Origin of the sequence: Abiotrophia defectiva ATCC 49176, assembly GCF_000160075.2 — a bacterium.
GTDB classification, from domain to species: Bacteria; Bacillota; Bacilli; order Lactobacillales; family Aerococcaceae; genus Abiotrophia; species Abiotrophia defectiva.
Window position 1 is genome coordinate 1,313,661 of record NZ_KI535340.1, and the last position, 21,769, is coordinate 1,335,429.

Annotated in this window: 22 protein-coding genes and 1 other annotated feature; of the genes, 20 read left to right on the plus strand and 2 right to left on the minus strand. The window is 48.5% G+C overall.

Going from position 1 to position 21,769, the window contains the following annotated elements; translation table 11 throughout:
• Nucleotides 1-302 precede the first annotated feature (302 nt).
• Both GCWU000182_RS06110 and GCWU000182_RS06115 read left to right on the plus strand, forming a co-directional pair.
• Nucleotides 303-2,945, plus strand: a complete 2,643-nt coding sequence (locus GCWU000182_RS06110) for a valine--tRNA ligase (protein ID WP_023391933.1) — start codon at nt 303-305, stop codon at nt 2,943-2,945.
• An 83-nt stretch (nt 2,946-3,028) separates the two neighbouring features.
• Nucleotides 3,029-4,348, plus strand: coding sequence for a bifunctional folylpolyglutamate synthase/dihydrofolate synthase (locus GCWU000182_RS06115; RefSeq protein WP_023391934.1), 1,320 nt, complete (start codon nt 3,029-3,031; stop codon nt 4,346-4,348).
• A 96-nt stretch (nt 4,349-4,444) separates the two neighbouring features.
• Here GCWU000182_RS06115 and GCWU000182_RS06120 read toward each other — a convergent pair whose 3' ends face one another.
• Together GCWU000182_RS06120 and radC are read right to left on the minus strand one after the other, a co-directional pair.
• A complete protein-coding gene (locus GCWU000182_RS06120; protein WP_023391935.1) occupies nt 4,445-4,648 on the minus strand; it encodes a cold-shock protein in 204 nt (67 codons plus the stop codon).
• A gap of 211 nt (nt 4,649-4,859) precedes the next feature.
• Nucleotides 4,860-5,555 carry a RadC family protein gene (radC, locus tag GCWU000182_RS06125; RefSeq protein WP_023391936.1) on the minus strand — a complete coding sequence of 232 codons (696 nt, stop codon included), beginning with the start codon at nt 5,553-5,555 and terminating at the stop codon, nt 4,860-4,862.
• A gap of 183 nt (nt 5,556-5,738) precedes the next feature.
• On the opposite strand from radC, the gene mreB reads away from it, so the two are divergent.
• From mreB to msrB, 18 genes are all read left to right on the plus strand, one after another.
• A complete protein-coding gene (mreB, locus tag GCWU000182_RS06130; protein ID WP_035364217.1) occupies nt 5,739-6,761 on the plus strand; it encodes a rod shape-determining protein in 1,023 nt (340 codons plus the stop codon).
• A 22-nt stretch (nt 6,762-6,783) separates the two neighbouring features.
• Nucleotides 6,784-7,620, plus strand: coding sequence for a rod shape-determining protein MreC (gene mreC, locus GCWU000182_RS06135; RefSeq protein ID WP_023391938.1), 837 nt, complete (start codon nt 6,784-6,786; stop codon nt 7,618-7,620).
• 2 nt (nt 7,621-7,622) lie between these two features.
• Nucleotides 7,623-8,165 (plus strand): rod shape-determining protein MreD, encoded by a 543-nt coding sequence (gene mreD, locus GCWU000182_RS06140; RefSeq protein ID WP_023391939.1) that lies wholly within the window; start codon nt 7,623-7,625, stop codon nt 8,163-8,165.
• 118 nt (nt 8,166-8,283) lie between these two features.
• Entirely contained in the window at nt 8,284-8,727 is a 444-nt protein-coding gene (locus tag GCWU000182_RS06145) for a MarR family winged helix-turn-helix transcriptional regulator (RefSeq protein WP_023391940.1), read from the plus strand.
• The gene (locus tag GCWU000182_RS06150) at nt 8,724-9,455 is read left to right on the plus strand and encodes an ABC transporter ATP-binding protein (protein ID WP_023391941.1); all 732 of its coding nucleotides are present in this window, start codon (nt 8,724-8,726) and stop codon (nt 9,453-9,455) included. The genes GCWU000182_RS06145 and GCWU000182_RS06150 overlap by 4 nt, the downstream gene beginning before the upstream one ends.
• On the plus strand, nt 9,448-10,965 hold the full coding sequence (locus tag GCWU000182_RS06155; protein WP_023391942.1) for an ABC transporter permease/substrate-binding protein: 1,518 nt from the start codon (nt 9,448-9,450) through the stop codon (nt 10,963-10,965). Before GCWU000182_RS06150 ends, GCWU000182_RS06155 begins: the two co-directional genes overlap by 8 nt.
• A 52-nt stretch (nt 10,966-11,017) precedes the next feature.
• Complete coding sequence (locus GCWU000182_RS06160; protein WP_023391943.1) at nt 11,018-11,782, plus strand: nuclear transport factor 2 family protein; 765 nt, start codon at nt 11,018-11,020, stop codon at nt 11,780-11,782.
• 69 nt (nt 11,783-11,851) lie between these two features.
• Nucleotides 11,852-11,925: a sequence feature (ribosomal protein L21 leader region), on the plus strand.
• A gap of 36 nt (nt 11,926-11,961) precedes the next feature.
• Entirely contained in the window at nt 11,962-12,270 is a 309-nt protein-coding gene (gene rplU / locus GCWU000182_RS06165; RefSeq protein WP_023391944.1) for a 50S ribosomal protein L21, read from the plus strand.
• A gap of 5 nt (nt 12,271-12,275) precedes the next feature.
• The gene (locus GCWU000182_RS06170; RefSeq protein WP_023391945.1) at nt 12,276-12,620 is read left to right on the plus strand and encodes a ribosomal-processing cysteine protease Prp; all 345 of its coding nucleotides are present in this window, start codon (nt 12,276-12,278) and stop codon (nt 12,618-12,620) included.
• 13 nt (nt 12,621-12,633) lie between these two features.
• Nucleotides 12,634-12,924 (plus strand): 50S ribosomal protein L27, encoded by a 291-nt coding sequence (gene rpmA, locus GCWU000182_RS06175; protein ID WP_023391946.1) that lies wholly within the window; start codon nt 12,634-12,636, stop codon nt 12,922-12,924.
• 161 nt (nt 12,925-13,085) lie between these two features.
• Complete coding sequence (locus GCWU000182_RS06180) at nt 13,086-14,357, plus strand: FtsW/RodA/SpoVE family cell cycle protein (RefSeq protein WP_023391947.1); 1,272 nt, start codon at nt 13,086-13,088, stop codon at nt 14,355-14,357.
• A complete protein-coding gene (locus GCWU000182_RS06185; RefSeq protein ID WP_023391948.1) occupies nt 14,347-14,730 on the plus strand; it encodes a YlbG family protein in 384 nt (127 codons plus the stop codon). The genes GCWU000182_RS06180 and GCWU000182_RS06185 overlap by 11 nt, the downstream gene beginning before the upstream one ends.
• Nucleotides 14,727-15,293, plus strand: a complete 567-nt coding sequence (rsmD, locus tag GCWU000182_RS06190; protein WP_023391949.1) for a 16S rRNA (guanine(966)-N(2))-methyltransferase RsmD — start codon at nt 14,727-14,729, stop codon at nt 15,291-15,293. Before GCWU000182_RS06185 ends, rsmD begins: the two co-directional genes overlap by 4 nt.
• A 12-nt stretch (nt 15,294-15,305) precedes the next feature.
• Nucleotides 15,306-15,806, plus strand: coding sequence for a pantetheine-phosphate adenylyltransferase (gene coaD, locus GCWU000182_RS06195; protein ID WP_023391950.1), 501 nt, complete (start codon nt 15,306-15,308; stop codon nt 15,804-15,806).
• Nucleotides 15,807-15,923: 117 nt separating this feature from the next.
• A complete protein-coding gene (locus GCWU000182_RS06200; RefSeq protein WP_023391951.1) occupies nt 15,924-16,724 on the plus strand; it encodes a TIGR00282 family metallophosphoesterase in 801 nt (266 codons plus the stop codon).
• An 18-nt stretch (nt 16,725-16,742) separates the two neighbouring features.
• Nucleotides 16,743-19,325, plus strand: coding sequence for a DNA mismatch repair protein MutS (gene mutS / locus GCWU000182_RS06205; RefSeq protein ID WP_023391952.1), 2,583 nt, complete (start codon nt 16,743-16,745; stop codon nt 19,323-19,325).
• A gap of 32 nt (nt 19,326-19,357) precedes the next feature.
• Nucleotides 19,358-21,331, plus strand: coding sequence for a DNA mismatch repair endonuclease MutL (gene mutL, locus GCWU000182_RS06210; protein WP_023391953.1), 1,974 nt, complete (start codon nt 19,358-19,360; stop codon nt 21,329-21,331).
• Nucleotides 21,328-21,765 carry a peptide-methionine (R)-S-oxide reductase MsrB gene (gene msrB, locus GCWU000182_RS06215; RefSeq protein ID WP_023391954.1) on the plus strand — a complete coding sequence of 146 codons (438 nt, stop codon included), beginning with the start codon at nt 21,328-21,330 and terminating at the stop codon, nt 21,763-21,765. Before mutL ends, msrB begins: the two co-directional genes overlap by 4 nt.
• The last annotated feature ends 4 nt before the right edge of the window (nt 21,766-21,769 follow it).

Sequence of the window (21,769 nt, forward strand, 5' to 3'; positions counted from 1 at the left end):
TTCGTAGTAGGAAGACAATACTATTTCGTTCTTGTCCGTGTACCTCAAGTGAAAATCTGGAGTCGTGTCCGAACTGACAGCCTTAGGGCGCTAAGGATGTCAAGCGTATGAGCAGTCGTAGGAGCCTTTGGCGACGTACGAATGCCATAGCTGGGCAAGCTGGAAGACTCCGCAGGAGGCTGGAGGCGGTCCCGCTCTTAGGGCTGTCAGTTCGGCTCGAGTGACGGAAGATTTTCACGTTTTTAGGCACAAGACGGCGCATTTCTCCACCCACCCATCGTTAATTTTATAAGGAGGACATTATGACCAAAGAACTATCAACCAAATATAATCCCCAGGCCATTGAAGCCGGGAAATACGAAGAGTGGTTAGAACGTGGCGTCTTTAAGCCATCGGAAGACCCAGAAGCAGAGCCTTATTCCATTGTCATTCCACCACCAAACGTAACCGGTAAACTCCATCTGGGCCATGCCTGGGACGTTACCTTGCAAGATATGATTATCCGTCAGAAACGGATGCAAGGCTTTGACACCCTCTGGTTACCTGGTATGGACCATGCCGGCATTGCCACCCAAGCCAAGGTCGAAGAAAAATTACGTGGCCAAGGCCTGTCTCGCTATGACCTGGGCCGGGAGAAATTCCTGGAACAAACCTGGGCTTGGAAGGAAGAATATGCTGGCCATATTCGCCAACAATGGGCTAAGATGGGGATTTCTGTCGACTACAGCCGCGAACGCTTTACCTTGGATGAGGGCTTGTCAGAAGCTGTTAAGAAGGTTTTCGTAACCCTCTATGAAAAGGACTTGCTCTATCGTGGCGAATACATCATCAACTGGGACCCAGCAGCTAAGACTTCCTTATCTGATATCGAAGTCATCCATAAGGATGTAGAGGGTGCTTTCTACCATATGAAGTATCCTTTGGCAGACGGTTCAGGTTACTTAGAAGTGGCGACTACCCGTCCTGAAACCCTCTTAGGGGATACGGCCGTGGCAGTTCACCCGGACGATGAACGCTATCAAGCCTTGATTGGCAAGAAGGTTATCTTGCCATTAGTTAACCGCGAAATTCCAGTGATTGCTGATGAATATGTGGAGCAAGACTTTGGGACTGGGGTAGTTAAAATTACGCCAGCTCACGACCCTAACGACTTTGAAGTGGGGAACCGTCATGACTTGCCACGTATCAATGTCATGAACGATGATGCCACCATGAACGAATTAGCAGGCAAGTACCAAGGTATGGATCGCTTTGCTGCACGTAAGGCGGTGGTAGCGGACTTAGACGCTGCTGGCCTCTTAATCAAGATTGAACAACACTTGCACTCTGTGGGTCACTCTGAACGGACTGGTGTCGTGGTAGAACCTCGTCTGTCGACTCAATGGTTTGTCCGCATGGGACCTTTGGCTGAGCAAGCCATTGCCGCTCAGAAGGCTCAAGGGGAGAATACCGTTAACTTCTACCCACCGCGCTTTAACGATGCCTACATTCGTTGGATGGAAAACATTCACGACTGGGTAGTATCCCGTCAACTCTGGTGGGGGCACCAAATCCCAGCCTGGTACCACAATGAGACAGGTGAGGTTTATGTAGGCATGGAAGCTCCTGCAGATAGCCAAAACTGGACCCAAGACCCAGACGTCTTAGATACCTGGTTCTCAAGTGCCCTCTGGCCATTCTCTACCATGGGTTGGCCTGATGAGGAGTCAGCTGACTTCAAACGCTACTTCCCTAACAACACCTTGGTAACGGGTTATGACATCCTGACCTTCTGGGTCAGCCGCATGATGTTCCAAAGTTTGGAATTCACCGGTCGTCGTCCTTTCCAAAATGTCCTCATCCATGGTTTGATTCGAGACGCGGAAGGTCGCAAGATGTCCAAATCCCTGGGTAACGGGGTGGATCCAATGGATATCATCGAGCAGTATGGGGTAGACTCCCTGCGTTGGTTCCTGGCCAATGGTTCAGCACCTGGCCAAGATGTCCGCTTCTCGACTGATAAGATGGATGCAGCTTGGAACTTCATCAACAAGATTTGGAATGCCAGCCGTTATGTGCTCATGAACGTGGGCGACTTGACCTTGGATAACTTGTCCATTGGCCAAGACTTGACCCTAGCGGATCGTTGGATTCTAGCCCGTCTCCAAACCACCATTGCAGATGTGACCCGTCTCTTCGAACGCTTCGAGTTCGGAGAAGCTGGCCGTATCCTCTATAGCTTCATCTGGGACGACTACTGTGACTGGTACATTGAAATGACCAAGGAGCAACTCCAAGACAAGGAAGCCGCTAATACAACCACCAAATCTATTTTGGTCTTTGTCTTAGATCAATTCCTCCGTCTGCTCCACCCAATCATGCCATTTGTAACGGAAGAAATCTGGCAACAAATTGGTGGCCAAGACAAGTCCATCGTAGTGGCGGACTATCCACGTATAATGGAGGCTTACCAAGATAGCCAAGTGGAGGCCCAAATGGCTCAATTAATGGAATTGATTCGTGCCGTGCGGACCATCCGTAACGAGATGAATACGCCATTATCTAAGCCGGTAGATCTCTTCATTAAGGTCCAAGATGTAGCAGGCCAAGCCCTCTTGGAGGCTAACCAAGCCTACATCAAGCGCTTCTGTAACCCAGCGCAGCTGCTAATCAGCCAAGCACCCGAGCATCCAGAAGAAGTGGTAACTCAGGTCTTGAACTTCGCTGAGATTTTAATGCCACTTAAGGGCTTGATTAAGCTAGAAGATGAGTTAGCCCGTCTGGAAGGCGAACAAGCTAAGTTGGAAAAAGAAGTGGCACGTATTGATGGCAAATTGTCTAACGAGAAATTCGTTTCACGCGCGCCTGAGCAAGTGGTGGCGGAAGAGCGCAACAAGCGTCAAGGCTACCTTAGCCAATTAGAGACTGTCAAGGAACGGATTCAACAAGTCAAAGACTTAATGTAAGCAGTAAGATAGTAGAAGGCTAGGACGTGCGTCCTAGCCTTCGGTCTATGCCTTGAATTAAGTTACTGATTAAGGAGGATGTCATGGGACAAGAAATGACATGTATTGAAGACGCTCATGACTGGCTCAGTCGCCAGACCAGTCACCAGCTAAGACCAGGTTTTGACCGTATGCGCCAGGCCTTAAGCCTATTAGGCCAGCCACAAGTATCGCTGCCAAGTATTATTCAACTAGCCGGTACCAATGGCAAGGGCTCGACCTTGGCCTACTTACAGGGTTTGTTTATCAGCCAAGGACTGAGAGTGGGGGCCTTTTCCTCGCCCCATATCCTGGCCTTCAACGAGCGACTCATGTTCAACGGTCAGCCCATTGAGGATGAGAAACTTCTGGAATTGGTCCGCAGCATGGTGGAGCTTAATGAAGAATTGATAGCTCAAGATTGGGGTCCGCTCTCTGGCTTTGAACTCTATACGGTTATGATGCTAGTCTATTTCAGCCAGTGTCAGCTTGATGTCTGCCTGATTGAAGCAGGGGTAGGGGGACTCTGGGATTGCACCAATGTGTTAGAGGCTGATATGGCCTTAATTACCACTATTGGCTTTGACCACCAGGACCGACTAGGCCATAGTCTGGCGGAGATTGCCCAGCAAAAATTTGGCATTATTAAGCCAAGCACTAAGATAGTGGGGCTGGGGCGCCTGCCACAAGAAGCCTTGGCAGTCTTACCTGAAATGCTGGTTAATCTCAACTTCCAGGGAGAGGTCATGCAACTAGGCTGGGATTTCAATGCCACTCCGGCCAAAGAAGGCAAAGGGCTGGCTAAGCGCAGTTGGCAAGTAGAATTGCCGTCTGGGCGACGCTATGACCAGGTGACCATTGCCATGTTGGGCCAGCACCAGGGAGATAATCTAGCCCTAGCCTTAGCTGCATTTGAAGCTTGGATGAATCAAAAGCAAGGTGAGATTGACTGGGATCAGGCCCTAGCAGCTCTAGAAGGGGTAAACTGGCAGGGGCGCCTAGAGTGCTTAAGTCAGGCACCGCTTATCTTGGTTGATGGCGCCCATAATAGTCAAGGGCTCCAAGCCTTGGATGACTTCCTGACGCATGATTTGGCAGACTACCAGGTGACGGTAATTTTTGCTGGCCTCAAACGCAAGGACCAGGCTAGCCACCTAACTTATCTGCATAAGTGGGCGGAAGAGGGGATGGCAGTCTATCTGTCGACTTTTGACTATCCTGGGGCCATGACACAAGTTGATTGGCAGGCGCAAACAGCTTTGCCTTTCCTAGACTGGCAGCCTAAGCTAACCGACTATCAAGCTGGACAACAGGAGGCAAAAAAAGCCTTGATTTTGACTGGTTCTCTCTATTTTATTAGTCAGGTTAAGGAATTTTTGAAATAAATTATATATAAAATTAAATTACAAAAACCGGTACCGAAATTTGTCGAAAAAAATAAAGCGATGGAAGCTCCATCGCTTTTTGTGTGTTAATTGGCATTAAGCTAATTTTTCAACATTTGCTGCTTGAGGACCACGAGCGCCTTCTTCAACTTCGAAGTTAACAACTTGGCCTTCTTCTAAGGTCTTATAGCCCTCACCCAAAATAGCAGAAAAGTGAACGAATACATCGTTGCCGTTTTCGCGTTCGATAAAACCGAAGCCTTTTTCTGAGTTAAACCATTTTACCTTACCTTGCTCCATTATGCAATTCCTCCTTGTGCTGTCGCACAGTCTATATTATATTCTAGCCGTCGTTAGAAGGTGATAGGGACATCGCGATCTTACTAAACATAAAATATAACTTTATTATAGCACTCACTATACAAATTGCAAGCGTTATACTAAAAATAATTGGAAATACTATGCATATCTATTAAAGATACTGACGCAACTTATTGGTTGTACGGACAATTTAGTGGAAGAGCTTAGTTGTTTCCCGCAAGCTAACATAGTCATCATGCCCAATAATAAAGTGGTCTAGCAGTTCAATACCCATCAAATCACCACATTGAATCATGCGCTGGGTAAAGTGCAGGTCGGCCTGAGAAGGTTCAGGATCCCCAGAGGGATGGTTGTGGGCGATGATGAGGCGAGCAGTCGGATACTTGACGGCTTCCTTGAAGATTTCGCGGGGATGGGCCACACTGGCATTGACCGAGCCAATAAAGATAATCTGTTGGCGAATGACCTGATTCTTGCTGTTAAGGAAGAGGGCCATGAGGTGCTCCTGCTGCATATCACAGAGGGCGTCATGTAACCACTGACCGGCCGCCTTGGTGGAGGTGAGAGTGCCCAGCTTAGGTGGTCGCTTCTGGGCAATGCGTTGGCCAAGTTCGATGCAGGCTTGAAGTTGGATGGCCTTGACGGGCCCGATGCCTTTAATGGCTTCAAACTGATCGAGACTGGCAGACTTGAGCTCGCTCAAGTCCCGAAAATGGGTCAGGACAGCCAGGGATAAGTCTAGGACCCTTAAGTCTTGACTGCCGGTCCCTAATAGGATGGCCAGCAATTCTTGGTTAGAGAGGGCCTTGGCGCCGAAGTTGACCAGCCGTTCCCTGGGTAGGCTATCGGGAGGTAGCTCCCTTAGGTAGCTGACGGTTTTTCTCATAAAAATCACTCCTCATATATATATAGACCAAAGGGGTGGCTTTCGCATTTTTTAGGGCCAAGATTTTTAAGGCGGAGGCGTGTCAGGCAAATTTCAAATATTTCAACGGTCAAGAGTAGAATGAAGGGGGCTTTTTTGCTATAATGGATTGTAGCTATCATTTTAGTGAAGGAGGACATCTTAATGGCTTTATTCGGCAAGCAACGCTTAGGGATTGACCTAGGAACCGCTAATACCATCATTTACATTGAGAATAAGGGCATTGCGTTAAGAGAACCTTCTATTATCGCAATCAATTCAGAAACTAAAGAAGTCGTGGCTTATGGCAAGGAAGCAGCGGCTTTAGTTGGGCGTACGTCCGACAAATATGAAACCATTCATCCCATCCAAGATGGGGTCATCGCAGACTTTTCCTTGACCAAACAACTCTTGGCTTTCTTCATCAAGAAGGCCCTCCACCGCAGTCTGTCTAAGCCTGAAGTGGTCATTTCAGTGCCTAGTAATATTTCCAAGGTTGAGCGCCGTGCCGTTGTGGACGCCCTCAAGGACCTAGGGATTGGCCGGGCCATGATTATTGATGAATCTTTCTCGGCAGCTGTAGGGGCAAATTTGCCAATCTATGAACCACGTGGCCATCTCCTAGTCGATATTGGCGCGGGGACTACCAATATTGCCCTTATTTCCTATGGTGAAGTGGTCAAATCCTTGACCTCGCGAGCGGCAGGCAATGCTATGAACCAAGCCATCAAGGAATTAGTGCGGACCCATTACCACTTGGTGATTGGGGACCAGGCAGCCGAAGACTTGAAGCTGTCCATTGGCAATGCCGCCTATGCAGATTATGACAAAGAAGATACCCTGGTCGTCAAAGGCCGTAATTCGGGCACAGGTTTGCCTGATAGCAAGGAAGTAACCGCAGCTGTTGTGGCCCAAGGCCTTGACGAAGTCATCCGCCAAATAGCGACCGGCATCCGCCAGGTTCTAGAAGTGACGCCGCCTGAATTGGCTGCGGACATTAGCGAGAACGGTATCGTCTTGACCGGGGGCGCGGCCCTCTTGAAACGCCTGCCTGAACGCTTGCATGATAGCGTGGGCGTACCCGTTCACTTGAGTCAACAGCCCATTGATGCTGTAGCCATTGGTGCTGGCAAGATGCTTAAGACCATGACCGACCAAGCCAAAGAAAAAGAACGGAACGCGCGTTAGGCAGAAAAGGAGATATACTTGAATGTTAAATAATAAGAAATTAATCTGGATACTCCTGTCTGCCATTGCAGTAGTGTCCGTGGTCGCCTATACCATGATTAATGGGGCCAACAATGCGGTAACCAGTGCTATTAATGATGCGACCGCCTGGGGTGGCCGTCTCTTTTCTGAGCCGGTTTCCATGGTTGTGCGCTTCGTGGACTCAGTTGATAACTTGATTAACACCCATGAAGAAAACCAACACTTAAAAGAAAAAATCGACAAGATTTACGAACTCCAAGTACGGGTAGCCGATTTGGAAGCGGAGAACGGCAAGATGAAGCAAGAACTTAACTTGACCGAGTCCCTATCCGAATATACCACTGTTCATGCGACCGTTATTGCTCGTAACCCAGATCAATGGATGGAGAGCCTGGTCATCAACGTAGGGGCTAACGAGGGCATCCAGAAGAATATGTCCGTTATGTCAGGTAACGGCTTGATTGGCCGCATTATCGAAGTCAACCCAACCAGCTCCAAGGTCCTGCTCCTTTCTAATGAGCAATCGAATGACGGTAAGGTAGCGGCTAGCATCCAAATTAAGTCAGGTTCAGCCAACGGCATTATCTCGGGCTATGACCGCAAGACCAAGGAATACTTGATGACTCAAGTGGATCCAACGGTTTCAGTAGCTGCAGGGGACTTGGTTCAAACCTCTGGCCTAGGGGGCGTGACGCCATCTTCACTCTTAATCGGGGAAGTGACCGAAGCCAAGATGGATGACTACGGTCTTTTCCAAACAGTTCGGATCAAGCCAGCCGGTGAAATGACAGATATCCGCTTTGTGACGGTGATTAAGCGTCAAGGACGGAGTGAGTAAGTATGAAGGTAACTAGAGAACGCAAATTACGTTGGTTTATCCCACTAGTCTTCTTCTTCTCCATTATCATCGATTCTGCCTTGCCAGCAATCTTCCCAGCGGAGTTCTTAGCTGAGAGTCAGCATATTGTCAGTCACCTCATGCTGTACTGGGTCATTACCTTTGCCTTTTACTTCCGTGAACGAGAAGTCTTACTTTACAGTCTCTTGTTTGGGGTGGTGGCAGATAGTTATAACACGACCATTATTGGGGTTTTCGCCTTTGGTTATTGGTTCATTGCCTATTGTGTGACCCGGATTAAACGTTATTTGCCTAAGCGTGGCTTGGTGCATTTTATGCTCTTTATTGTCTTAATCAGTCTCTTGGACTTTGCCATCTTTGTCTTCTATCGGGAGACAGGCTATACCCAGGTGACCTTGAGTCGCTTCATTATGGAGAACTTGGTACCGACTTTGATTTTCAATACGGTCCTATCCTTTGTCCTCTATTTCCCAACCCGGTCCATTCTGACCTGGTTAGGTTACGAGAATTACTATATCGTTTAGAAATGACTCCGTGCCTAGCGCGGAGTTTTTTTACGGAGCATAGTAGTCAAATATTTTGACTAACTTTGGAATTATATGCTAAGCTAGTCATAAGGTAAATTGAAGGAGGAAGGTGACCATGACACAATCACCAATTGATCGCCGCTATATACGGCTCTGGGACCAACAAGTGTGTCTCTTTGAATGCTATGCCCGCCGTGTGGGTCTCCAAGGTAAGAGTTTAGTTATCTTGCTCTGGCTCTATCACTCGCCAAATGGCTGCTTACAAGGGTATCTGGCCGAGAAGACCCAGTCCACCAAGCAGGTAGTCCACGCTACTATTAAGAGCTGGCTCGCCAAGGGCTATGTCAGCCTATGTTCAAACACGCAAGACAAGCGGCAGAAGAAGGTGTGCCTGACGCCAGAGGGTTTGGCCTTTGCTGAGCCTATTATCAGCCGCCTACATGCCATGGAGCAAGCGGCTCTGGCTGATTTTTCGGAGCAAGAATTGGACCAGCTAGTCGCCTTAAGCGCACGCTATGTGACCGCCTTAGAGGCTCAAATGAAGGAGATGACCTTATGATAAAATTTGAAGCAGTAAGTAAAGAATTTGACGGGGCAAGAGCCCTAGATAATTTGACTTTTGAAATTGAAGCAGGGGAGTTTTTTATCCTAGTTGGTAAAAGTGGGAGTGGCAAGACCACCACGCTTAAGATGATTAACCGCCTGATTGAGCCGAGTCAGGGCAAGATTTACCGGAATAATCAAGCCATTCAAGACCTTGACCTTAGAAACTTGCGCTTGGATACAGGCTATGTCCTCCAGCAAGGGGCGCTCTTTCCCAATTTGACGGTGGAAGAGAATATCGAACTCATTCCTGAAATGAAAAAATGGCCTAAGATCAAGCGCCAGCAAGCCGCCCAGGACTTAATGACCAAGGTGGGCTTGGCACCAGAAAAATATAAGGACCGTTATCCAAGTCAGTTGTCAGGTGGGGAACAGCAACGGGTAGGAATCCTGCGAGCTATCATCTCTCAGCCTCAATTATTGTTAATGGATGAACCTTTTAGTGCCTTAGACCCCGTTTCTAAGACCCAGCTCCAGGATTTAATCAAGCAATTGCACCAAGAATTAGGCCTGACTATCGTTTTCGTCACCCATGATATGCAGGAAGCTCTTAAATTAGGGGACCGGATTTGCGTCATGCACGAAGGGCAGATTCTGCAAATGGCGGATCCTGCCACTATCCTAGCAGAACCAGCTAATGAGACAGTCGCCCAATTCTTTAAGGGAGGTGAGCAGTATGCATAACTTAGTTGAGGTCTTTATTAATCGTTTTGGTGATTGGCAGACGGCTATCTGGCAACATCTGCAAATATCCTTAGCGGCTCTCTTGCTAGCCATTTTGATTGCCGTGCCACTCTCTATTTTTCTGGCCAACTATCGCCGTCTAGCGGCTTGGGTCTTGCAGTTAACGGGGATTGTGCAGACCATTCCCTCACTGGCTATTTTGGGTTTGTTGATTCCCTTTATTGGGATTGGAACCCTGCCAGCCATTGTGACCTTGGTCGTCTACGGGCTCTTTCCCATTGTGCAAAATACCATTACTGCCTTCTGGGAGCTAGACCCTCAATTGGAAGAGGCAGCAACAGCCTTTGGTATGACGCGCTGGGAAAAACTACGTAAGTATCAGCTTGCCTTGGCTATGCCGGTCATGATGTCTGGCATTCGGACGGCTGCCGTCATGATTATCGGGACCGCCACCTTGGCCGCCTTGATAGGGGCAGGGGGCTTGGGTAGCCTGATTCTGCTAGGGATTGACCGTAATGATTCAGCCTTAATCTTGATTGGGGCCATTAGCTCGGCCTTCTTAGCAGTCGTTATCAGCTTAATTCTGGGCGCTCTGACAAAGCGTCGTCCTAAAACCTTGCTCTTAAGCTTCTTAACTACCGCAGTTTTAGTGGTGTCAAGCTTTGCCCAACCTTATTTCCTACCAATGGGTAACAACAAGCTAATTATTGCAGGTAAATTAGGGGCTGAACCGGATATCTTGATTCATCTCTATAAGGAATTAATTGAACAGGATAGCCACCTGCAAGTCGAAGTTAAGCCAAACTTTGGTAAGACTTCCTTCCTCTATGAGGCCCTCAAGGCTGGTAGTATCGATATCTATCCGGAATTCTCGGGCACCATTACAGCTTCGCTTCTAACTAATCCACCTCAGCTAGCCAATGACCAAGAGGCAGTTTATGAGGCGGCGCGGGATGGTATTTACCAACAAGATAAGTTAATTTACCTCAAGCCTATGGCCTACCAAAATACCTATGCCATCGCGGTCAAAGAAGCCTATGCTATGGAGCATGGCTTAGAAACCATTTCGGACTTGAAGAAGGTAGAATCGACAGCTCGTACTGGTTTTTCCTTAGAGTTTAATGACCGGCCTGATGGCAAAAAAGGGTTAGAGTCCCTCTACGGCCTGAAGCTTAACATTCAAACCATGGAACCTGCCTTGCGTTATCAAGCGCTAGAGCAAGATAAACTAGATGTCATCGAAGTATATTCGACGGATAGTCAGATTATCAAGTATGGCCTCAAACTCCTACAAGACGATAAACACCTCTTCCCACCTTACCAGGGGGCACCACTGCTCAGGGAGGAGACCCTCAAGCAACATCCTGAGTTAGAAGGCATTCTCAACAAGCTCCATAAGAAGATTACGGCTACCGAGATGGCTACCATGAACTATCAAGTTGACGTGGAAGGCAAATCAGCCAAGGAAGTGGCCCATGACTTCTTGTTACGCCAAGGCCTACTTAAATAGTTGGTAAAGCAATCTAAGAAAATAAGAGTTAGATGATAGAAAGGATGTCACCATGTCTCAGCAAATGCAAAACGCCCGAAAGCTCTATATGCGTGGGATTCAGGACGGCCAAATTGATGAGGTTCACCGTCACTATATGGGGGCTAGCTATACCCAGCACAGTACTGGTGTACCAGATGGTAAGGAAGGCTTCAAGGCCTTCTTTCAGGATTTCTTCCAACGCAATCCTGAGCGGCAAATTAAGATTATCCGCTATATAGAGGATGACAATTTCGTCTTCTTACATGTCCACCAATACCTTAACCAAGGTCAAACCCAATGGGTCACTGCCGACATCTTCCGCGCCGATGAATCTGGGCGTATTGTCGAGCATTGGGATGTCATTGAAGCATACCAAGAGCCAGCAGATGGACAAGTGGATCCTATTTTGGGAGATTTTGCCTTAGACCAGGCTGAGGATGCGGCAGAGAATAAAAAGCAAGTTCGTCGATTCTTAACTGAAGTGTTGCAGAATCAGGAGTTCCAAAGCTTCGACCGCTATGTTAGTCCAGACTTAGTCCAACATAACCTGGCCATGGGACAAGGGGGTCAAGCCTATCGCAACTATCTCCAGGACCACCAAGTCAACTATGATTTCGTCTTCAAGCTTCTAGCTCAGGGAGACTTTGTCGTGGCCTACTCTATGGTCTGGCAAGATGGTCAGGATTATGCCTGGATGGATATTTTCCGTCTTAAAGATGGCTTGATTGTCGAGCATTGGGATACCAAGGAAGTCATGCCGGCTAAGGAAGACTTAACCAACCTAGGGAAATTCTAGAGATTGCCTGCTAGCAGTTGACTTTGCTAGCGGGATGGTCTATAATATGACTGTTGTTTATGTGTAGCACCACATCTGCAACCGCGCAAGTTGAGTCTAAGCGCCAGTTCTGGCCACTTAACATGGCGAGTCTAAGTGCAGGGGATCAACCCCGAAAGAAAAATAAAGGAGGTGCTTGAATGTACGCAATTATCAAAACAGGCGGAAAGCAAGTAAAAGTAGAAGTAGGTCAAACAATCTTCGTTGAAAAACTCAACGCAGAAGCAGGCGAAACTGTTACCTTTGACCAAGTAGTCTTAGTAGGTGGCGAATCAACTAAAGTTGGGACTCCATTAGTAGAAGGCGCTTCTGTAGTGGCTAAAGTTGAAAAACAAGGCCGTGCTAAGAAAGTCGTGACTTTCAAATACAAACGTCGTAAAGACACTCACCGCAAACAAGGTCACCGTCAACCTTACACTAAATTAGTTGTTGAAGCGATCAACGCTTAATTCTTATGATTAAGATCAAAGGCCAAGTGGATACCAAAGGTGCTATCCGTCAACTGGAACTGTCCGGTCATGCCGGTGCAGGGGAGTATGGCGAGGATATTGTCTGTGCGGCAGTATCAAGCCAGGTTATCTCAGTAGAGAATTCACTTGAACGATTAGTCGGGCTGCCCTACGATGTCCAAGTCGATGAGGTAGCAGGTGGCTACTTGAAGCTGACGGTTCCGGCTTGTTCTAACAAGCAGCAGGAGCATGATGCGCAAGTCTTATTGCGTCATTTAGTGTATGCTTTGGAGGTCCTGGCTGACAATTATCCAGAGTTTATACACTTGAAGATTAACCAAGCAAAATAGGAGGTGCTCGAGAATGTTGAAATTAAACTTACAATTATTCGCCCACAAAAAAGGGGGGGGTTCGACTTCTAACGGTCGTGACTCTCGTGCAAAACGTTTAGGTGCTAAGGCAGCTGACGGCCAAACCATCACTGGTGGTTCTATCTTATACCGTCAACGCGGTACTAAAATCCACCCAGGGCTAAACGTTGGTAAAGGTGGCGACGACACATTGTTCGCATTAGTGGACGGCGTGGTACGTTTCGAACGTAAAGGTCGCGACAAGAAACAAGTTTCTGTCTACCCAGTAGCAGTTGAAGCTTAATAATGAGAGAGGTTAGGACTGAGTCCTAGCCTCTTTTTGTTTCTTAGCATGGGTAAAATCTGGCTCTATGCCCATTTACCGGGCTTTTGAGTAGCTATGGGTTTCTTCATGCTCAGTCCTATGGTATAATATGTGTACTATGTAGGGAGGCCTATCACAGCATGCAAAAAGCAAAGCAACCGAATCATGCCAAGCAGTCAAGACAGCACTTCTTGGACCAGATTCGCTATAACTTCAGCCGTATGGATTGGTGGATACTCTTGATTGTCGGTCTATTGAGTGTCTATAGCCTGATTATGGTCTATAGTTCAACACAATATTTATTGGAGAATGGGGCAACAGTGCCCACGCCACTACACTATCTAAGCCGGCAAATGTTTGGGATTGGCTTAGGTTTGGCCGTATCGGCAGTGGCCATTTGCCTGCCTTATCGTCTCTATATTGAGCCTTTCTGGCTCTTTGTCGCCAATGGCCTGATTGCCTTTTTAATCTTACTAACGCGTTTTATCGGGGTCTCAGGTGGTGGGGCCAGAAGTTGGCTCAGCTTTATGGGTCTCAACTTCCAACCAGGTGAGTTGGCCAAGATTGGTTTGATTCTCTTGATGGGTATTCTCTGTGTCAAGTCAAGACGTGAAGTGTTACTAACTAAAGAACGTTGGTTTGCCAATATGGACTATGAATCCGTCATTTCCATCGGTTTGATGCTCTTAGATTTAGTCCTCATTTTCGCCCAGCCTGATATGGGGATGTTTATGATTATTTCTGCCACTTTATTGCTGGTGGCCTTAGCCTTAATCATGAATAGCAAAACCCAAAAAGGCGTCTTATTAGCACTTGCATTAGTAGGTGTCGGGCTTATCACCTGGATTTATACCAATGCGGATAAGCTGGCGACCAGTGACCATTATCAATTACGGCGTTTTGGTTCCTTTGTTAACCCCTTTAAGTATGCCAAGGCAGCGGGTTACCAATTAGTCAACGCCTATATCGCCATTAGCCGTGGTGGCCTCTTTGGCCGGGGAATAGGTCATTCTTTGACCAAACAAGAGGGTTTGCCAGCGGGGCATACGGACTATATCCTAGCGGTAATTGGGGAAGAGTCAGGCCTAGTGGGCCTGGTCGTGGTAGTCTTACTACTATCGGCCTTGATTTTCCTCTGCTTCCGTTGGGCGGCCAAGAGTCAAGATACCTTCCGACGCGCCGTCTTCACCGGGGTTGGCTGTCTGCTCTTAGTTCAATCAAGCCTCAATATCGGTGGGGTATCCGGCTTGGTGCCTCTGACCGGGGTTACCTTACCTTTTGTCTCCTATGGGGGGACCAGTATGGTCTTGACCATGATGTTGGTCGGGGTCTTACAAGTCATGATTATTGAAGAAAAGCGGGTCTTAGAAGCGCAAGTCTCGCCAGTAAAGGAGGACTATCATGGAATTTAAGATGGTCAAGCGTAAAGAGCTCATTGTTTGGCTCTATTCCTTGAAACAAGTCAAGAATATTCGAAAATACGGCCATGTCCACTATATTAGTGATCGGCTACGTTATGTGGTGCTCTACGTCAATGCCAACCAAGTTGACCAAGTGACCCAACAACTCAATCGCCTGCACTTCGTGCGTAAGGTGGAAGGTTCCATGCGCGATGACATTGACATGACCTTCAAGGACGCCATTCCTAACCGTAAGGATCCAGACCTTAAGCCAGAGAGCGAGAAGGGCAACTTGGCCGGCCAACACAAGGATAATTTCTTATCTGATTTGGCCTCTTCTCTCGATAAGAACGAGGCGGCCGCTGAGAGTGGGGCGCCAGCATGAGAGTAGTCGCAGGACGTTATGGCAGCCGGCCACTTAAGCCTGTTCCAGGGCTCAACACGCGGCCGACTACCGACAAAATTAAGGAAGCCATCTTCTCATCTTTGGGTGGCTTTTTTGATGGCGGCCTCTGCCTGGATTTCTATGGTGGCAGCGGGGCTCTGGCCATTGAAGCTGTTTCTCGCGGCATGGACCGCGCGGTCATGACGGAAAAGTACCGTCCGGCCTTACAGACCATTAAGCAAAATGTCGCCATGACCAAGGAAGAAGACCGCTTCACAGTTTTGGCAGGGGACAATCGCAAGAGCCTTCAAAGCCTAAAAGTCTCAGAAGCAGACTTGGTCTTCGACCTGGTCTTATTGGATCCACCCTATGCCAAGCAGAAATTAGTAGAGGATATGGAATGGTTGCAAGCCCAAGGCTTAATCGACCCTGAAACGACCCTGGTCTGCGAGACCGATGATGTGACGGACTTGCCAGAGGTCATTGCCGGCTATCAACGCTATCAACACAAACGCTATGGCCAAACCCAGATTCATTTCTACGGGATGTCAGAAGCGGATTAAGGAGGAAGGCTTATGGCCGACAGACAAGAAACCGTGGCTCTCTTTGCTGGGAGTTTTGATCCCATTACCTTGGGACATGTGGATTTGATTGAACGGGCCAGTCGCCTTTTCAATCGTCTCTATGTAGTGGTGGGAGTTAATGCCCTCAAACAGCCACTCTTCAGCTTAGAAGAGCGCTTAGGCCATTTGCAGGCTTGCTTGGGTCATTTACCTAATGTGTCAATCCAGGTGCTAGAAGGCCAACTCATGGCCGACTTGGCCAAAGAACTTGGGGCCACTTGCCTGGTTCGCGGTCTGCGCCATTCAGGGGATTATGTCTATGAATTACCTATTGCTCAAGCCAATCGGGGCCTCAATCCTGACTTGGAGACCATTTTCCTGCAAGCTCAGCCGGCCTATCAGCACATTAGCTCTAGCCTGGTCAAGGAGATTGCCAGCTATGGCGGCGATTTGACCAGTTTGGTGCCAGCTAACCTTCTTGGTCCTCTCCAGTCTAAATATCAAAGTAAATAAGCGACTGAATCTAGGGATTCAGCGCTTTTTTAATAGGGAAGGTAACGCCTTTTTCCTTTATTTTAGGGCTAAGGATTGGTAAAATAAAAGAGATGTCAAAAGAGAAAGAGGGAGACCATGAAGCTATTATTTGTTGGCGATCTTGTGGGCACTGCAGGTATGGAGGCCTTAACTAGCTATCTGCCTTATCTTAAGCAAACCCACCGGCCCCAAGTAACCATCGTCAATGCAGAGAATGCCGCCGATGGCCGAGGCTTGACTGAGAAACTCTATAAGCAAATTTTAAGTCTGGGTGTAGAAGCCATCACCTTGGGTAACCATGCCTTTGATAACCGGGACCTCTATAGCTTCATAGAAGAAGCCAAGCCTTTGGTGCGTCCTGCTAATTTGCCGACCACAACGCCTGGCAAGGGCATCCACTATGTGCGCTATAACCAATATCAAGTGGCGGTCATTAATGTCCTGGGTACTGTCTTTATGAACCCGGTCACCAGTCCCTTTCTCATGATTGATGAACTAGTAGATCAGGCCCGTAAGCAAACGCCTTTTATCTTTGTGGATTGCCATGCGGAAGCGACTAGCGAAAAGTTGGCCCTGGCCCATTATTTAGATGGTCGTGTGTCAGCTGTCGTCGGGACCCATACCCATGTTCAAACCAATGATGCCAAGGTCTTGGCAGGGGGCACGGCCAGTCTGACTGACGTTGGCATGACAGGAGCCCAAGACAGTATCCTGGGCTTTGCGGCCAAGGAAGTCATTCAGCGCTTCACCAGCCAGTTGCCAACGCGCCTAGTGCAAGAAACCAAGGGGCCACTGGTGCTCAGTGCCTGCTTGATTGATTTAGATGATAAAACAGGGCTTGCCAAGTCCATTGTGCCTATTCAGGTGACCCAGGAGTCCCTAAGCAAATACTATTAAGAAGGGAGGACGCCCTCCGTGGCTGCAGAAGCTAAAATGACGCCCATGATGGCGCAATATCATGAAATTAAAGCCCAATATCCGGATGCCTTCCTTTTCTATCGTTTGGGGGACTTCTATGAGATGTTCTTCGACGATGCCCTCAAGGCTGCCAAGATACTGGAAATTACCTTGACCTCCCGCAATAAGAAGGCCGACAACCCCATTCCTATGTGTGGAGTCCCTTATCACTCTGCCAAAGACTATATCAAACGTCTGATTGAGTCGGGCAATAAGGTGGCCATCTGTGAGCAGGTCGAAGATCCAAAACTAACCAAGGGCATGGTCAAACGGGAAGTGGTCCAAGTCATTACGCCTGGGACCCTGATTGAAGAAGAAGCCCTTGAAGTCAAGGAGAATAACTACTTAGTGGCCTTACGTCAGGAAGGCCAGACCTTCTACCTGGCGGCCATTGATGTCTCTACTGGGGAAATTAAAGTCACCCAGACACCAAGACCAGCTCAACTCTTTAGCGAGCTCTATGCCCTCAAGCCAAGCGAGATGGTAGTCGATAGTAGTCTAGATACCGAGGTCAAAGACCAAATCAACCAGCAATTGGCTATTTATCTGTCTAGCTTTGACCTGACTGACCAGACGGAAGTTGGCACCCAGTGGGTGCTAGACCAAGCCAGCCCTCAAGAAGCTAGCCTCTTGAATCTCTTGCTAGCTTACCTCTATAGCATTCAAAAACAAGCCCTGGGACATCTGCAGCCCGTTGTCCGCTATGCTTTAGCTGATTATCTGCAGATGAATCATTTTGCTAAAAGTCAGTTGGAGCTAACCAAGTCTCTTAGAACAGGACGTAAGAAGGGCAGTCTGCTCTGGCTGATTGACCATACCAAGACGGCCATGGGTGGTCGCATGCTGCATCAGTGGCTGGAAAAGCCCCTGATTGATGAAGGCATTTTGCGCCAGCGTCACCAACAGGTGGCCCAACTCATGTCGGCCTACTTTGAACGTTTGGACCTGATTGCGGCCTTTGAGACTGTCTATGACTTGGAGCGTCTGGTGACGCGGATTAGTCTGGGGACAGCCCATGCCCGTGACGTGGACCATTTGCGCCAATCCCTTGGTCAGATTCCGCATATTAACCGAATTTTAGACGGACTCAATGCTAGCCAGAATCAGGTCCTCTTTGAAGGTTTGCCTGATTTTCAGGAACTCTACCAGCTCATTGACACGGTCTTGGCAGATGAGCCCCCAATATCTGTGACCGAAGGCAATATCATTCGGTCGGGCTACCATGAGGAATTGGACCAATACCGGGATGCCTTAGCTAATGGACACCAATGGTTGGCGGAATTGCAACAACGTGAACGCGATCGAACAGGGCTTAAAACCCTCAAAGTCGGCTACAACAAGGTCTTTGGCTACTACATTGAAATGAGTCGCCTTCAATCTGCCAACTTTGACGATCCACGTTATATCCGCAAGCAAACCCTCAGCAATGCCGAACGTTTCATTACAGAGGAACTCAAGCAACTAGAAACCACCATCTTGGGTGCCCAAGAAAAGGCCACCCAGTTAGAATACCAACTCTTTACCGAACTACGCCAAGCCATTGCGGCTTATACAGGCCAGTTACAGACCTTGGCTAGCCAGATTGCCAGTCTAGATGTCTTAGCTAACTTTGCTAGCCTAAGTGAGCGGGAAGATTACTGTCAGCCAGAATTGGTGGCAGAAGCCAAGTCTTTCCAACTGGAGGCTAGCCGCCATCCAGCCCTAGAGAAATTGATTGGTAAGGCGGCTTTTGTGCCTAATGACTTTGTCCTCTTACCAGATCAACCATTGCTGCTTCTAACGGGGCCTAATATGTCAGGGAAGAGCACCTATATGCGTCAGATTGCCTTCTGCGTCATTCTCAACCAGATTGGTTGTTTTGTGCCGGCTAAGTCGGCCAAGCTGCCAATTGTTGATAAGATTTTTACCCGAATCGGGGCTTCCGATGATATTTCCAGTGGTCAGTCGACCTTCATGGTGGAAATGATGGAGACCAATGTGGCCCTGCGCGAAGCGACACCACGTTCGCTCCTGCTCTTCGACGAGATTGGACGGGGGACTGCCACCTTCGATGGCATGGCCCTTGCCGAAGCCATACTTTATTACCTAGCTCAAGAAGTTCAAGCCGCAACCGTCTTCTCCACCCACTACCATGAATTGACTGATTTATCGACTAAATTACCCGTCTTACGCAATATTCATGTGGGTGCCACCGAGCAAAAGGGCCAAGTGGTCTTCCTTCATAAGATTTTGGAAGGAGCTGCCGACAAGAGTTACGGGATTCATGTCGCCAAACTAGCCGGCCTACCACAATCTCTATTGGTTCAAAGCCAGGAAGTCTTGCAGGAATTGGAGTCTAATAGCCAATGGTTGAGACGTCAAGAACCTGAAAGTGACGGCCAGCTTTCGCTCTTCGACCTACCAGCGACCAAGCCGTCGCCTAAGGTTCTGAGAGAGGACCAGGAGCAAGTGCTCAAGCAACTGGCTGCTTTGGACATTAACCAATTAACACCACTCCAGGCCTTAGAAGGCCTAGCCGCTATGCAAGATCAATTAAAGTAATTATCTAAGAAGTTATTGAAAGGAGGGATTTCATGGGCAAGATTCAACAAATGCCAGAAGCCTTAGCCAACCAGATTGCGGCCGGTGAAGTCGTAGAACGTCCCGCTTCAGTCGTTAAGGAGTTAGTGGAGAATGCCATTGACGCAGGCGCCCAAACCATTCGGGTGGAACTGCGGGAAGCGGGGATTCAGCAGGTCAAGGTTATTGACGATGGGGAAGGCATGGATGCGGAAGATTTGGCCAAGGCTTTCCTGCCTCACGCCACCAGTAAGCTCTATGATGTCCATGACCTCTTTCAAATCAAATCACTAGGCTTCCGGGGAGAAGCCCTTGCCAGCATTGGGTCTGTCGCCAAGGTGCGGGTAGAGTCCATGCAGGCGGGCGCAGAGGCCGGTCACTATATAGAGATTGCCGGTTCTCAGGTGCAAGCCCAGGGCATGACCAGTGCCCGTAAGGGAACGACCTTGACCGTCGATAGTCTCTTCTATAACACGCCAGCCCGTCTTAAGCATTTAAGCAGTCTAAAGACGGAACTTAAGCACAGTTTGAACTTTATTCAGGATATTGCCATGGCCTATCCCGACATTCGCTTCCACTTGGTCAATGACGGCCAAACCATCTTCCAGTCCTTCGGGACAGGGGACTTGCGCCAGACCATTGCCAATGTCTATCAACCTGCCATGGCTCGTCAGCTTATAGCCCTAGAAGCGGAGAATCTGGATTTCAAGATTAAGGGCTATATTTCGCCACCTCAGTTGACCCGGACTTCCAAGCACTATATCCACTGGATGATTAATGGCCGGGCCGTTCGTTCCTATGCCTTGACCGAGCTCTTGCTGCGAGCCTATGGCCGCCAACTCATGATTGGCCGCTATCCTTTGGCTGTCATTGCTATTGAACTAGATCCGCGTCTGGTAGATGTCAATGTCCATCCAACCAAGCAGACCGTGCGGCTTAGCAAGGAAAGCGAACTAGGCCAATTGCTGACCCAGGCGGTGGTAGAGAGCCTAGCCAGCCTCAACCCTGTGCCCAATGCCCAGGTTCAAGAACTGGCGGGCAGTCGACTCTTCCATCAACCAGAGCAAGTCAGCCCTCAAGGTCCAGCTGCCAACCAAGTCATGCCTTTAGATTTGGATGGCAAGGGGAAGGAGCCGACATTTGACTCGGCTTATGAGGAAGACGATGACTTAAGGACTAGCCAAGCAAGCCAGCCAGCCCAATCAGCGCCAGTCAGCCAGGTGGCAGAAAGCCTAGCCCCTGATTGGCAAGATAGACAAGTGGAGCAAGCCAGCAAGTTTGAGGATGATGCACCGAGTCAAAGTCAGCCAATTCAAGCGACATCAGAGGAGTCTAACAAGGAGACCCAAGCTCAGCCTAGTGGCAGTCAGGACTTACGTCCATCCTTTGGTCATTTACGCTATGTCGGCCAGATTCATGGCACCTATTTGATTGCGGAAAGTCCAGAAGGCTTCTACCTGATTGACCAACATGCGGCCCAAGAGCGAATTCGCTATGAGGCCTTTATGAAGCAGAAAATGGATACCAAGACCCAGCAAACCCTCTTGTTACCTTATCTCTTCCACTTTAGCCCAGCTGAGTTAGCTGGTTTAGACCAAGTCTTACCAAGACTGGCGCAACTGGGCATTGTCTTAGAAGCCTTTGGGCCTAAGACCTATCAATTGGCTTCCTACCCAACCTGGTTGGAAGCCCATGAAGTGGAGCAAACGGTGCGGGATTTGACCGAGCGCTTGGTCAAGCAACCAGATTTAAGCATTAACCAGATCAAGGAAGCAGCCCTGATTATGCAGTCCTGCCGTGGGGCTATTAAGGCCAACCACTACCTAGACGACAGTCAGGCTAGCTATCTCATTCAGGCGCTGGATGGTTTGGATGATCCTTTCCACTGTCCACATGGCCGGCCAGTCTTTGTCCAAATTACCGACAAAACGCTAGAAAAACTATTCAAACGGATTCAAGATCCACACCAAGGAGGTCACCAATTATGAGTCAAGAAAATTATCAAGAAGCCATCAAAGGCTTAAATGAAATCCAATATAAGGTTACCCAAGAAAATGCCACCGAACGTCCTTTTAGTGGCGAATACGATGATTTCTATGAGAAGGGCATCTACGTGGACATTGTCAGTGGGGAGCCTCTCTTCTCAAGTGCTGCCAAGTATGATGCGGGCTGTGGCTGGCCGGCTTTCTCTAAGCCAATCCAAGCCTCTGAAATTGTCGAAAAAGAAGATGCCTCTTTGGCACGAGTGCGGACAGAAGTGCGCTCTGCCAAGGCAGACTCCCATCTAGGCCATGTCTTTGGTGATGGACCTGAGGAACTAGGGGGCTTGCGCTACTGCATTAACTCGGCCGCCTTGCGCTTCATTCCTTATGATCAAATGGATGCGGCCGGCTATGGCGACTATAAACAATACGTGGAGTAATGAC